Here is a 12,601-nt window from a genome sequence, read left to right as displayed (position 1 = left end):
TAAACTAAGTTCAAAAAACTTTATTTTTATCAGCACAAAAAAACCGTATGAATCAGAGATCCATACGGCCTTTCATTTGCTGCAATATCTTTTTTTCAAGTCGTGATACTTGCACTTGGGATATTCCAAGCCTAAGAGCGACCTCAGATTGTGTTTGGTCCTTGTAATACCTTAAATAGACAATGAGTCTTTCGCGCTCATCTAATTCTCGGATAGCTTCCTTTAATGCAATTTTATCAAACCATTTTCCATCATTTCCATCATCAATCTGGTCCAGTAGAGTAATTGGATCTCCATCATTTTCATACACTGTTTCATGAATGGAAGAAGGTGTTCTGCTGGCTTCTTGAGCGAGAATGACATCCTCTGGTGAGAGGTCAAGATGGGCTGAGATCTCGTTAACCGTTGGTATTCTGCCAAGCACTTTTGATAATTCGTCTTTTGCTTTTCGGATTTTGTTTCCCATTTCCTTCAAAGATCGGCTAACCTTAACCGTTCCATCATCACGGATAAATCGCTGGATCTCACCAATAATCATCGGGACTGCATAAGTCGAAAACTTTACATCATAGGAAAGGTCAAATTTATCCACTGATTTTAATAATCCAATACACCCAATCTGAAACAGGTCATCGGGGTCATACCCCCGGTTTAGGAACCTTTGGACAACAGACCAAACAAGACGCATATTTTTTTCAACAATTAGATCCCTTGATTCTTGATCTCCATCTTGGCTCTTTTTAATGAGTTCTTTTACTTCATGATCCTTTAAATATGTTTGACCTTTATCATTCTTAACCTCCACATCCATTGGCAAGTCTCCTTAATTGCAAAGCATTTTGCGGTTTTGTAAATGCTTTCGTAATCTAACTTCGGTTCCTCGACCTGGCTGTGAATGAACCTCTACCTCATCCATGAAATTTTCCATGATAGTAAAACCCATTCCGGATCGCTCTAAATCCGGCTTTGTTGTAAATAATGGCTGACGAGCTTCTTCCACATCTACAATTCCCAATCCTGCATCTTTAATTGTTAGATCAATTAAACTATCTTCGATGATTACTTGAATATAGACAATTCCATTAGGATCATTCTCATATCCGTGAATAATCGCATTGGTCACTGCTTCTGATACAACTGTTTTAATTTCAGTCAATTCATCCATATTAGGGTCTAACTGGGCGATAAATGCGGCCACGGTTACTCGAGCAAATGACTCATTTTGACTTAGTGCACTGAATTGAAGATTCATTTCGTTCTTCATTCAGGCCACCCCCAATCTTTGCAATGCAAATTCTTCTGTCGGTTCCATTTTGATGATTTTAAATAAACCTGACATATCGAATAACCTTTGTATCGCTGGGGAAATCGCACATACCACCATTTCACCGTGGACCTGTTTAATTTGTTTGTATCTGCCTAAGATTACGCCTAATCCAGAGCTGTCCATAAAAGCGAGATGTTCCAGATTTAAGACAATATGACGAATTTCATTTTTTTCAATCACAGTTATCGCTTTTTCGCGAAGTTCATCCGCGGTGTGATGGTCCAATTCACCGCTTAAACGAATGCATAGAACGTCATGTTTTGTTTCCATATCAATATTAAGACTCACTATCCCGTCCTCCTTAATCTGGTATAGTGAGACAATTCTCTTTCGGGCTGTTAATATCCTTCTGTAAATACAAAACTAGTCGCATTTCGCTAAAAGAAGTGATTTATTTGGAAGATTCGACACAGTCGAGGTTTTTCCGCTTTTCTTATTTACCAGCCTTTGTGAACATTCCAAATGATCGTTTATATAGCGTCCACCAACCAGCTTCTTTTACGGTTCCCTTTGCTAATAAAGGACTTTCTACAAAGACTTTTCCGTCTTTTATTAATTGAATGGTTCCAATCTTATCGCCTTTATTGATGGGAGCTTGGAGATTTTTATTTATTGTTATTTTTTGTTTGACATCCTCGGTTTTTTCACCTTTTTTTGTAAGCAGTGAAATCGGCTCGCTTGTTACAGCCTCGATCGACTTCTCCTGTCCTTTACTCAATCTAGCTTTGGCTATTATCTGGTTACGTTTGTACATTGGATGTGTTTGATATTGGTTAAAAGCATAATTAAGCATTTTTGTTACTTCGGCATTTCTTTCCTTTGATGTAGGTGCTCCGAACACAACCGCAATGACACGCATCCCATTCTTTTGAGCTGTGGCTGTTAAGCAGTATTTTGCTTCCGCAGTAAAGCCTGTTTTAAGTCCGTCTACACCTGGGTAAAATCGTACCAATTTATTCGTATTAACAAGCCAGAATTTTTTGTCTGTATTTTCACGAAGATATGCTTCATACATACCAGTAAATTTCGTAATGTCTTCATATTTTAATAGTTCTTTCGCCATTATAGCCATATCATTCGCCGTGCTGAAATGACCACTAACTGGAAGTCCCGTTGTATTTTTAAAGAAAGTATGCTTTAAACCAAGTTCTTTCACTTTGTTATTCATCATGTCAACAAATGCTTCTTCTGACCCAGCAATTCTTTCAGCCATAGCCACAGATGCATCATTTCCAGAACCAATTGCAATTCCTCTTAGCATTTCCTTGGTGGTCATTTCTTCGCCAGGTTCAAGAAAGATTTGTGAACCACCCATCGATGCTGCATACTCACTAGCACGGATTTTTTCATTCCAAGATAGTTTCCCTTTATCAACGGCCTCCATGATTAACAGCATAGTCATAATTTTGGTCATACTCGCCGGCGGTAACTCTTCATTCCCGTTTTTCTCATAAAGCACTTTTCCTGTATCACGTTCAATTAAAATAGCGGATTTTACATTGTTGACGATATCAGCATTCTTTTTTTCCTCAGCAGCAAATGCTGATGTACTCCATAAACTTGTAAGTAAAAAAATTGTCACTATCAAAGAGACAAATCGTTTCATTCGCATAACCCTCCATTCTTTATAGCATCCATTTTTTCCAAAATTAATAACTTTATACAGTTATTTCCTTGTAAACAAAATAAAAATAGGGTGTCAGGCACCATGTGAATTTTTCACATGGTGCCTGACACCCTTTAGAGTTGATTTATTCGGTTATTTCCCCATGTATGAGGATTGGTGAGTCTATTTTTGTCGCGGAAATTTTTATGTTGTTGTAAAGTTTGGTTTTTACTTCTTCGACATTTTCGAAATTGCTGTAGATGGTTACCAAGGATTCACCTTTCTTCACTTGGTCACCGATTTTCTTTCTTAGGACGAGACCCACAGCTAAATCAATGACAGATTCCTTAGTTGCTCTTCCTGCGCCAAGAATCATCGCAGCTGTTCCGACTTCATCTGCCACGATTTCAGATACATAGCCATCCTCTTTGGCTTCCAATTCAATCATATACTTTGCTTGCGGCATTTTTGATGGATCATCCACAACGGACCCATCCCCGCCTTGTGAACTTAAAAATACTTTTAATTTTTCAAGCGCTGAACCGTCTTTGATTACACCTTCAAGCTTGGTCCGGGCATCTGCTAATGAGTCCGCCTTTTCTGCTAAGTAAACCATATGGCTGCCAAGAGTTAAACATAATTCTGTTAAATCCTCAGGGCCTTCACCTTTTAATGTATCAATCGCTTCCTTTACTTCAAGGGCATTCCCAATCGCAAAACCCAGCGGTTGGCTCATGTCAGAAATAACAGCCATTGTTCTTCTGCCGACATTATTTCCAATTCGCACCATTGCTTTTGCAAGTTCGCGAGAATCATCAAGTGTTTTCATAAATGCACCTGCACCGGTTTTAACATCAAGAACGATAGCATCAGCACCAGCAGCAATCTTTTTACTCATGATTGAACTTGCGATTAGTGGAATACTATCGACAGTGGCTGTCACATCTCTCAATGCATAAAGTTTCTTGTCTGCAGGCGTTAAATTTCCACTTTGTCCAATTACAGCAATCTTGTTTTTATTAACAAGCTCGATAAATTCTTCATTTTTAATTTCAACATGGAAGCCTTCTACCGCTTCTAATTTATCGATTGTTCCCCCAGTATGTCCTAAGCCGCGCCCTGACATCTTTGCAACAGGTACATCAAGTGCAGCAACAAGCGGACCAAGAACTAGAGTTGTTGTATCACCCACACCGCCGGTAGAGTGTTTGTCAACTTTAATTCCAGCGATTTGTGATAAATCAATTTGGTCACCTGATTCAACCATCGACATAGTCAAATCGGCTCTTTCCTGTTCAGTCATCCCTTTAAAAAAGATAGCCATAGTTAAGGCGCTGACTTGGTAATCTGGTATTGATCCGTCGGTATATCCATTAATTATAAATTTAATTTCATCTGATGATAATTCTTGTCCATCTCTTTTTTTCTCTATTAAGTCAACCATTCTCATCTAAATCACCACTTTTTCGAAAAATATTTACCTAGCAATTGTTTTCACAATCTCTTTTATATACTGAAGGAAGTCAGCTTTTACTCTTTCTGTTGTTTCAATCACTTCATCATGGGTAAGCGGCTGGTCAAGAATACCTGCTGCCATGTTTGAAATACATGAAATACCAAGTACCTTCATGCCACTGTGACGCGCTACAATTACCTCTGGGACAGTAGACATTCCGACTGCATCTCCGCCCATGGTCCGTACCATTCTAATTTCAGCAGGAGTTTCATACACAGGTCCAGGATTACCAAAGTAAACTCCTTCTTTAACATTAATGTTTAGACGGCTAGCAATCTCTCTTGCAGCAACTCGTAATTCTTTCGTATATGCCTCTGACATATCAGGGAATCGTACCCCAAGTTTCGAATCATTTGGTCCAATTAACGGATTTGTGCCCATATTATTAATATGATCTGAAATAATCATTAAATCACCTGCAGAAAAGCTTTCATTAACTCCGCCTGCAGCATTGGTCACGATTAACATGTCCACGCCTAACTCTTTCATAACGCGAACAGGGAAGGTTACTTTTTCCATACTATATCCTTCATAGAAATGGAAACGTCCTTGCATGGCGACAACTTCTACACCGCTTAATAGTCCAAACACTAGTTGACCAGCATGGCCCTCCACAGTTGAAATAGGGAAGTCAGGGATTTCATTGTAAGGAATTTTTACTGGGTTCTCAATTTCGTCCGCTAAAACACCTAATCCTGAGCCTAGAATTAATCCTACCTTAGGTGTATTTGCATATTTCTGTTTTAAAAAGCTTGAAGCATTTTGAATTTTTTCAGTGTTCATACTTAATTCCCCTTTTTATTTCAATTCATTTAAAAAGCTTTTTCCGTAATTAGGTAATTTGACTTTAAAGTTGTCTGCAACAGTTGCGCCTAGGTCAGCAAACGTTTCTCTTAATGGGAGTTCCTTACCTTCAGTCATACCCTTGGAGTAAACTAATAAAGGCACATATTCACGTGTATGGTCTGTACCTGGTGCTACTGGGTCATTACCGTGATCGGCTGTAATCATTAATAAATCGTCTTCTTTCAACTTGGCAAACACTTCTGGGAGACGTGCATCATATTCTTCCAAAGCTTTTCCATAGCCCTCAGGGTCCCGGCGATGGCCATATAAAGCATCAAAATCAACTAGATTTAAAAAACTGATTCCAGTAAAATCCATTTCCAAGGTTTCAACAAGCTTATCCATACCATCCATATTAGAAACCGTTCTTAGGGATTGAGTCACGCCTTCGCCATCATAGATATCGGATATTTTTCCAATGGCAATAACATCGAAGCCGCTATCTTTTAATTCACTCATCACCGTCCGATCAAATGGTTTTAGCGCGTAATCGTGCCGGTTCGAGGTACGTTTAAAGTTTCCTGGTTCACCTAAGAAAGGGCGTGCGATAACGCGTCCAACCATATACCTTTCATCAAGCGTTAATTCACGAGCAATTTTACAAATTTTGTATTGCTCTTCAATTGGAATAATTTCTTCATGTGCAGCAATCTGAAGAACTGAATCAGCGGATGTATAGACAATTAATGCCCCTGTCTTCATATGTTCTTCGCCCAACTCATCGAGTATTTCTGTTCCGCTTGCCGGCTTATTCCCAATAATTTTCCTTCCGGTACGCTTTTCTAATTCCGAGAGAAGCTCATCTGGAAAACCCTCTGGGAACACTTGGAAAGGTGTTTGAATATTTAAACCCATAATTTCCCAGTGCCCTGTCATGGTATCTTTACCATTGGATGCTTCCATCATTTTTGTATAAAACGCCAAGGGTTTATCTGCTTTTTCAATACCTTTTATTTCTCGAATATTACTTAATCCTAACTTGCCCATATTTGGCATATTAAGACCGTTCATTCTTTCGGCAATATGACCAAAAGTATCAGCGCCTTTGTCACCAAACTTTTCTGCATCCGGTGCTTCTCCAATCCCCACCGAGTCCATCACGATAATAAAAATACGTTTATATGTATTTGCAGCCATTAATTCTTCCTCCTTCATCCGTCGAAAACGTTTGCAAATATTAAAATCCTACAAATAGGTTGCCCTCATTATATAGGTTTATGAAAAACTAATATAAATCTATTTGTCAGAAGTCTGACATCTCTATTGTACTAAATGTTTCAGAAATTACAAGAAAAAAAGCCGCCAAAATTTAGGCAGCTTTTTGACAATTTATGTTTTTTTAGAATCTCCTACTCTATTAAGCTCGTGGATGAAATTTACTATATACGTCTTTTATCTTTGTTTTCGAAACCTGTGTATATATTTGAGTGGTCGAGATATCTGCATGACCTAACATTTCTTGGACAGCTCGTAAATCCGCCCCATTTTCTATCAAATGTGTGGCAAACGAATGACGAAGGGTATGTGGGGTAAGTTCCTTATGAATACCTGCTTCTTTTGTAAGCTTTTTTAAAATCTTCCAAAACCCTTGACGCGTTAACCTTCTCCCTTGATGGTTTAAAAACAAAGCATGTTCCTGATGCTTTGTCGATACAAAACGTGGTCTTCCTTCTTCGAGATAATGCTTTATTGCCTCAGAGGCAGTTCGTCCGATTGGGACGATTCTCTCTTTATTCCCATTACAACGCACAAATCCCATTGATAGCTGAACATTATCAATCTCAAGACCTATTAGTTCACTAACTCGGATACCTGTTGCATATAACAGTTCAAGCATCGCCTTATCCCTTATTCCAAAATGATCAAGTGGTTGTGGTGTCTCCAGCAGGACTTCTACTTCCTTCAGACTTAATACAGTTGGAAGGGACCTTTCAAGCCTCGGTGTTTCAATTTGAACCGAAGGATCTTGGTCTGTTTCCTTTGCCCTTAATAAGAACTGATGAAATGCCCTTACGGAAGCGATGTGTCTTGCCAAGGTTTTCAGTGATTTTCCTTGTTCCTTTAAAAATCTTAAAAAGTGAATGATGTGGACCCGTTGTATATCATTTAAAGTCATGACCGATTCCACATTTTTCAAATAATGAAGATAGCTTTTTAAATCCCGCTCATATGCCACAATTGTATTATTGGATAAACCTTTTTCAACGATTAAGTAATGCATAAAATCCTTTAATTGCTCGTCCATCGCATTTACTCCCCATTTAAATAAAACAACATCAGCCGATCGAACAAAGAAGAATTATCCTCATTTACTGCGTTCGAAACCTTGAGAGAGGCTCCTTCCGGTTCATCATAGCGATGATAATTTTGATATTCTTCATTTACCAACATGATACCATAATAGAAAAGAATCGTGCATCCTGTGAATATAATAAAAACTTTTAAGGTTTTCAGTACAGCTTTAATAAATTGGCCCATTCTACTTCCCCCCATTTTAAGGTTGTCTAGTAAAATGTATGCCAAAACGGACAATTTTTATACCTAGTCATTAGTATTAAAGGAGAAAAGAAAAAAGCCCTTTTCAAAGAGCTTCATTGGTTAATCCGTTTTTTCTTCATCTTTCACTTTATCCTGGCATCGGTAACAAATTCCATGAAAAGTAAGACGATGGTCTTTTATTTTAAAATTCCATTTACGTTCCACGACTGCTTCGACATCTTCAAGTAAATCCTCTTGAATTTCATCAACGGCACCGCATTCAATACAAACTAGATGGTGATGAAAATGGGCTGCACCTTCCTGCCTGAGGTCATAACGAGAAACCCCATCCCCAAAATTTATTTTATCAACAATTTTTAATTCCGTTAATAATTCCAACGTTCGATAAACAGTTGCTAAACCAATTTCAGGCGACTTTTCTTTTACGAGGAGGTATACATCTTCCGCACTTAAATGATCCTCTTCATTTTCTAATAAAACACGAACGGTTGCCTCACGCTGAGGTGTTAGTTTATAACTTGCGGAATGCAACTGTTTTTTTATTCTCTCAATTCTAGTTTCCATCCTGAAGTCCCTCCCTCGCCACTGTTAATTCTCATTATAACAGATGGCAATTGAGAATCAAAATAAAATTATTATAAATAACAATAAACAATTATTAGTAATAATTATTATAAAGTAATTACTTTAAACTGGTAGAGGTTACAATGGTTTTCATTAACCATGGCGAAAGATAAGCCTCAATTCCGGATGCAGCAGATATAAATATCACGGCTATAATCAAGGCAAAAATATATCTCTTAAAAAACGGAAGGATTGGCTGGGCATATTTTTTCATAAATTGTTTTTTTATCATTCGGAGTGAGAAAATTACTGATAATGCTGCCATCAGGATAAAGACGGGAATAATAATCAAGTTCTGCGGTAATATGGAAACAAAAGCTAGCATAAATCCCTGCCAGCCCATTTGACTAACTAGGAAACCAACAGTAAATCCCACTACCATACCTTTAATAAATAATAGAATGAGAATAACCGGCAGACCAATGATTGAAATACCTAGAATCCACATGAGCCCAATAAACTTACTATTATGGAATAAACTTTGTATGAATAAATCACTGTCTTCGGCATCTTTTCCACTTGAGACTTGGCCAAAAAATTGGGATAAATAGTAGAATAAATCTTCCTTCTGGGTAATGCTCATACTATTTACGACAATGGCCCCAAAGATGACTCCCATCAAAAATAAGACGACAATAAACAAAAATATTGAGGAATGCTCACGGAAATAACTAGCGGCATCGGACTGGTACAATCGTTTTTTCATTTGCGTTTCCTCCCACTATTCTCGATTCAGTTAATACATTGTATGCCAGTCTAGTATTTCTATGCTCAAAAATTAATAGATTTCAGAAATTAACCCCGATGGCTTTTTGCTACCGGGGTTGCCTTACTTAATCTGAAATTTTTCCGTATTTCCCGCCGCCGCCAGCTGCTAGATTTACTTTCCCCTCTCTAGCCTTCAGGATCAGTTCAGCAATTCTTTCAGGGACGACCTCTTTCAACCCATCATATGGAACATCATGTAAAATCGCCATTTCACTTCCAAAATGATCGACCAGCTTCTCCAATAAGCGAGGTCCTAAGCCAGGGATGAACTCAAGCGGGACCTGATGAATATAGGGCGGACGATCTTCTGGCCCTTGTTCAGCTGTTTTCAGTTCAAGGATTCTGTCAGCTACACCTTTAATAATCTTGGTATTTCCACATTGGCTGCATATTTGATCGTCATCTGCTGCAGGATTGAGGCACTCTGCACAAACTGTCTTATGATATTTACCAAGTAATGGATCAAGACCATAGTTTGCGATAATTTTCCGTCCATCTTCCTTCTTTAATGCTTTCTGCAATTCTAAAAATGTTGGTTCCTTCATCGCGATAACTTGGTATTCTCGAGCTATTTTTGCAAGGGAATGGGCATCAGAATTGGTTACAAAAGTATAATCATGCAACTCTTTAATTTGATCGGCCATACTCGTGTCGGAACTTAATCCAAGTTCAATCGCATCAATCAAATCTGGGTCCAATACCTCAGTTAATGACTGATTGACACCTTTCCCATATAAGCTCTTAAAAGGCGTAAATACATGAGCAGGAATAAAGATTCCACCTAACTCTTTCACCTTCTTTTGCAAAGTGAGGCCCGAGGCATAAATCCTTTGAGAGCTTAGTTGAATATTTTTCAAGTGACCTGAAAGCCATGTGGAGAATTCCCTCATGACAGAAAGATTCGGAAAGTAGCTCAATAGATGGATTGGACCATTGCATTGCTCATCGTAAATTTCTAATTCCGAACCAGGGATTACCGTTAGATCACCAAATACTAAGCCCCCGTCTGGATGCTCGACTACATCTCCACTTTCAATAAGACTCTCCATTTCGAGAATGACTTCAGGTGAATGACTATCGATGATTCCCACCATATTAAGCCCTTTCTCATGTCGTGCGTGTTCAATGATATTCGTAAACGTTAATGACTTGGCCCCAGTAATTTTTACCGGCTTACCGGTCCAGGTCCGGCCAATATGAATATGTAAATCTACATAGTAGCGATTCATTTACTCTTCAAAGCCTCTTGTAACTGTAAATACTGTACAGCGAAAATCGTTTTGGCATCATAGATCTTTTTCTCATTCACATATTGAACGGCCTCTTCAAGGGTTAATTCCTCAAGATTCACAAACTCGTCTTCGTCGAGTGCGGCTGCATTTTCTTTCTTAGTCAGACCTGTTGCTACATAGACATGTACGATTTCATCGGCGAATCCTGGGGAGGTGTAAAAAGAGGTGAGCCACTCTAAACTCTTACACTCATAACCTGTCTCTTCTTCCAGTTCACGGCGCGCACAAAGGGCTGGTTCTTCGCCCTTTTCCAGCTTTCCAGCAGGAATTTCGACAATGGTCCGTTCCAGTGCTTTTCTGTATTGTTCCACCATAAGGACTTTTTTGTCATCAGTCAGCGCTAAAATAGCGACAGCACCGGGATGTTTAACAATCTCCCGCTTGGATTGTTTCCCGTTCGGAAGTTCGACATCCTGTAAGTGAACACTGATTATTTTTCCAGAGTAAATCTCTTCGCTCTGGAGCGTTTTTTCTTCAAGATTGTTCATATGGGTCACTCCTGTTCTATTCCTATTATCTGCTCATACATTTTACCATACTTTAATTGGAGGGTATGAGATGAAGGTGTACGTTCACGAAAAGGGAATCATTCTTGTTGGAAAAGGGTGGGAAATAGTTCAGAAACTAAAAGAATATAACAAAGACCATCTCACCGTTTCCGAATGGGTTGAAAAGGTCAATCAAAAATAATGCCTTTCGATTGTAGTCTGTCCTTTTCTTTATTAAAATTGTAGAAAAAGGACAGGTGATTTTTTGAAAAAGAGAAAACTTGGAAATTCAGATTTGTATGTAACAGAATTAGGGCTTGGCTGTATGTCAATTGGTACCGAAGAGAAAACGGCACGAAATATTATTGAGACCGCACTTGAGGAAGGTATTAATTATTATGATACGGCTGATTTATATGATTTTGGTGAAAACGAAAGAATTGTCGGAGCTGCATTAAAGGATGTACGTGAAAATGTGATTATTGCCACCAAGGTTGGAAACCGCTGGAGTCAGGATAAGAAAGGATGGTCATGGGATCCATCGAAGTCATATATAAAGGAAGAAGTCAAACAAAGTCTTAAACGACTAGGCACGGACTATATCGATCTCTATCAGCTGCATGGCGGTACAATTGATGATCCTATTGAGGAAACGATTGAAGCATTCGAAGAATTAAAAGCAGAAGGCTTTATCCGTTATTACGGGATTTCATCGATCCGCCCCAATGTCATTAGGGAATATGTGAAAAAGTCGAGTCTCGTTTCCGTGATGATGCAATATAGTATCCTAGACCGCCGTCCTGAAGAAGAAGCACTTCCATTACTGCAAGAGTTCGGTGTAAGCGTTGTAAGCCGCGGCCCGCTTGCCAAAGGCCTTTTAAGTGATAAAATGCTGGAGAAAGCAACCGATAAGGGGTATCAAGACTATAGCTTAACCGAGCTGAATGAAGTTTTGCCAATCCTAAAGGAAAGGCTAGCGGACTCACGCTCCTTTACAGAGATCGCCCTTCAGTATAATCTCGCTAATCCTGTTGTTGCTTCTGTTATTGCCGGGGCAAGCAGTCCAGAGCAAATTAGAAGTAATGCGAAAGCAGTTAGAAGTCAAGCACTTTCTGCTGAAGAAGTTTCTCTCATTAAAGAATTAACGAAAGTAAGTATCTATAAAGAACATCGTTAAAGGAGAGCGTTTATCTGCTCTCCTTTTTATCATCTTTATTTAAACTCTTTCCAATTCATGCCGCTTTCATTTAATAGTTCTTCAAATGATTTGTTTTTTTCTTTTAATCTTCTTTCTTCCCGTTTTCTTTGCTCTTCTTCTTCTTTTCTTTTTTCTTCTGCTGCTTTCAGCTGTACCTGTTGATCTTTTAATTGTTTAAATAAATTTGGATTGATCATATCGCCAAGCGTGACCGCTGAATCATCCTTTTTGGGTTTCGATTGATTTTTTTGTCTGTTTTGCTTTTTCATCAAAACGCCTCCGTTGTCAAAATTCATTTATATTATATCATGTCATCAAAAATGCCCACAGAAAAAAGCAGGCTTTATTTTCTCGCAGCCTGCTATTCTATATTATTGGCTCTTTTAATTAGTCTGTTGATTTCCACTCCAGGCGGCTTCGCTCCAATCAACAGAGTG

General features: G+C 38.6%; 16 protein-coding genes. 2 read left to right on the top strand and 14 right to left on the bottom strand.

What is annotated here, in order from left to right; translation table 11 throughout:
• Positions 1–52 precede the first annotated feature (52 nt).
• The 13 genes from sigF to ACE198_RS11805 all read right to left on the bottom strand — a co-directional run bounded on the left by sigF (position 53) and on the right by ACE198_RS11805 (position 10,966).
• Positions 53–811, bottom strand: a complete 759-nt coding sequence (gene sigF / locus ACE198_RS11865; RefSeq protein ID WP_098574862.1) for an RNA polymerase sporulation sigma factor SigF — start codon at positions 809–811, stop codon at positions 53–55.
• 12 nt (positions 812–823) lie between these two features.
• Positions 824–1,264, bottom strand: a complete 441-nt coding sequence (gene spoIIAB / locus ACE198_RS11860; protein ID WP_098574863.1) for an anti-sigma F factor — start codon at positions 1,262–1,264, stop codon at positions 824–826.
• Positions 1,265–1,615, bottom strand: coding sequence for an anti-sigma F factor antagonist (spoIIAA, locus tag ACE198_RS11855; RefSeq protein WP_026563990.1), 351 nt, complete (start codon positions 1,613–1,615; stop codon positions 1,265–1,267).
• 145 nt (positions 1,616–1,760) lie between these two features.
• Positions 1,761–2,933, bottom strand: a complete 1,173-nt coding sequence (locus ACE198_RS11850; protein ID WP_375375691.1) for a D-alanyl-D-alanine carboxypeptidase family protein — start codon at positions 2,931–2,933, stop codon at positions 1,761–1,763.
• A gap of 145 nt (positions 2,934–3,078) precedes the next feature.
• Positions 3,079–4,383, bottom strand: a complete 1,305-nt coding sequence (locus ACE198_RS11845) for a pyrimidine-nucleoside phosphorylase (protein ID WP_375375690.1) — start codon at positions 4,381–4,383, stop codon at positions 3,079–3,081.
• A 27-nt stretch (positions 4,384–4,410) separates the two neighbouring features.
• Positions 4,411–5,232: a purine-nucleoside phosphorylase gene (locus ACE198_RS11840; protein WP_098574866.1), complete on the bottom strand. Its 822-nt coding sequence runs from the start codon at positions 5,230–5,232 to the stop codon at positions 4,411–4,413.
• Positions 5,233–5,247: 15 nt separating this feature from the next.
• Entirely contained in the window at positions 5,248–6,432 is a 1,185-nt protein-coding gene (deoB, locus tag ACE198_RS11835; RefSeq protein WP_251457065.1) for a phosphopentomutase, read from the bottom strand.
• A 220-nt stretch (positions 6,433–6,652) separates the two neighbouring features.
• A complete protein-coding gene (gene xerD, locus ACE198_RS11830; protein WP_375375689.1) occupies positions 6,653–7,540 on the bottom strand; it encodes a site-specific tyrosine recombinase XerD in 888 nt (295 codons plus the stop codon).
• Between the two features lie 5 nt (positions 7,541–7,545).
• Positions 7,546–7,773, bottom strand: coding sequence for a YqzK family protein (locus tag ACE198_RS11825; protein WP_098574869.1), 228 nt, complete (start codon positions 7,771–7,773; stop codon positions 7,546–7,548).
• A gap of 120 nt (positions 7,774–7,893) precedes the next feature.
• Entirely contained in the window at positions 7,894–8,358 is a 465-nt protein-coding gene (gene fur, locus ACE198_RS11820; protein ID WP_098574870.1) for a ferric iron uptake transcriptional regulator, read from the bottom strand.
• Positions 8,359–8,476: 118 nt separating this feature from the next.
• The gene (spoIIM, locus tag ACE198_RS11815; RefSeq protein ID WP_375375688.1) at positions 8,477–9,124 is read right to left on the bottom strand and encodes a stage II sporulation protein M; all 648 of its coding nucleotides are present in this window, start codon (positions 9,122–9,124) and stop codon (positions 8,477–8,479) included.
• A gap of 127 nt (positions 9,125–9,251) precedes the next feature.
• On the bottom strand, positions 9,252–10,415 hold the full coding sequence (locus ACE198_RS11810; RefSeq protein ID WP_375375687.1) for an endonuclease Q family protein: 1,164 nt from the start codon (positions 10,413–10,415) through the stop codon (positions 9,252–9,254).
• Positions 10,412–10,966 carry an NUDIX hydrolase gene (locus tag ACE198_RS11805; RefSeq protein ID WP_251457076.1) on the bottom strand — a complete coding sequence of 185 codons (555 nt, stop codon included), beginning with the start codon at positions 10,964–10,966 and terminating at the stop codon, positions 10,412–10,414. The genes ACE198_RS11810 and ACE198_RS11805 overlap by 4 nt, the downstream gene beginning before the upstream one ends.
• A 70-nt stretch (positions 10,967–11,036) precedes the next feature.
• On the opposite strand from ACE198_RS11805, the gene mciZ reads away from it, so the two are divergent.
• Positions 11,037–11,168, top strand: a complete 132-nt coding sequence (gene mciZ / locus ACE198_RS11800) for a Z-ring formation inhibitor MciZ (RefSeq protein WP_081825343.1) — start codon at positions 11,037–11,039, stop codon at positions 11,166–11,168.
• A 63-nt stretch (positions 11,169–11,231) separates the two neighbouring features.
• Entirely contained in the window at positions 11,232–12,143 is a 912-nt protein-coding gene (locus ACE198_RS11795) for an aldo/keto reductase (protein WP_375375686.1), read from the top strand.
• 35 nt (positions 12,144–12,178) lie between these two features.
• On the opposite strand, the gene ACE198_RS11790 is transcribed toward ACE198_RS11795, so the two are convergent.
• Positions 12,179–12,433, bottom strand: a complete 255-nt coding sequence (locus ACE198_RS11790) for a YqkE family protein (RefSeq protein ID WP_375375685.1) — start codon at positions 12,431–12,433, stop codon at positions 12,179–12,181.
• Between the last annotated feature and the right edge of the window lie 168 nt (positions 12,434–12,601).

It is taken from the genome of Neobacillus sp. KR4-4, assembly GCF_042136325.1.
In the GTDB taxonomy this organism is placed as follows: Bacteria; Bacillota; Bacilli; order Bacillales; family Cytobacillaceae; genus Neobacillus.
This window is presented reverse-complemented; position numbering and strand designations above follow the sequence as displayed.

Bases quoted from the DNA above. Each gene is read 5' to 3' on its own strand.
- sigF (WP_098574862.1), bottom strand. From the start codon at position 811: ATGGATGTGGAGGTTAAGAATGATAAAGGTCAAACATATTTAAAGGAT.
- spoIIAB (WP_098574863.1), bottom strand. From the start codon at position 1,264: ATGAAGAACGAAATGAATCTTCAATTCAGTGCACTAAGTCAAAATGAG.
- ACE198_RS11850 (WP_375375691.1), bottom strand. From the start codon at position 2,933: ATGAAACGATTTGTCTCTTTGATAGTGACAATTTTTTTACTTACAAGT.
- ACE198_RS11845 (WP_375375690.1), bottom strand. From the start codon at position 4,383: ATGAGAATGGTTGACTTAATAGAGAAAAAAAGAGATGGACAAGAATTA.
- ACE198_RS11840 (WP_098574866.1), bottom strand. From the start codon at position 5,232: ATGAACACTGAAAAAATTCAAAATGCTTCAAGCTTTTTAAAACAGAAA.
- deoB (WP_251457065.1), bottom strand. From the start codon at position 6,432: ATGGCTGCAAATACATATAAACGTATTTTTATTATCGTGATGGACTCG.
- xerD (WP_375375689.1), bottom strand. From the start codon at position 7,540: ATGGACGAGCAATTAAAGGATTTTATGCATTACTTAATCGTTGAAAAA.
- ACE198_RS11825 (WP_098574869.1), bottom strand. From the start codon at position 7,773: ATGGGCCAATTTATTAAAGCTGTACTGAAAACCTTAAAAGTTTTTATT.
- fur (WP_098574870.1), bottom strand. From the start codon at position 8,358: ATGGAAACTAGAATTGAGAGAATAAAAAAACAGTTGCATTCCGCAAGT.
- spoIIM (WP_375375688.1), bottom strand. From the start codon at position 9,124: ATGAAAAAACGATTGTACCAGTCCGATGCCGCTAGTTATTTCCGTGAG.
- ACE198_RS11810 (WP_375375687.1), bottom strand. From the start codon at position 10,415: ATGAATCGCTACTATGTAGATTTACATATTCATATTGGCCGGACCTGG.
- ACE198_RS11805 (WP_251457076.1), bottom strand. From the start codon at position 10,966: ATGAACAATCTTGAAGAAAAAACGCTCCAGAGCGAAGAGATTTACTCT.
- mciZ (WP_081825343.1), top strand. From the start codon at position 11,037: ATGAAGGTGTACGTTCACGAAAAGGGAATCATTCTTGTTGGAAAAGGG.
- ACE198_RS11790 (WP_375375685.1), bottom strand. From the start codon at position 12,433: ATGAAAAAGCAAAACAGACAAAAAAATCAATCGAAACCCAAAAAGGAT.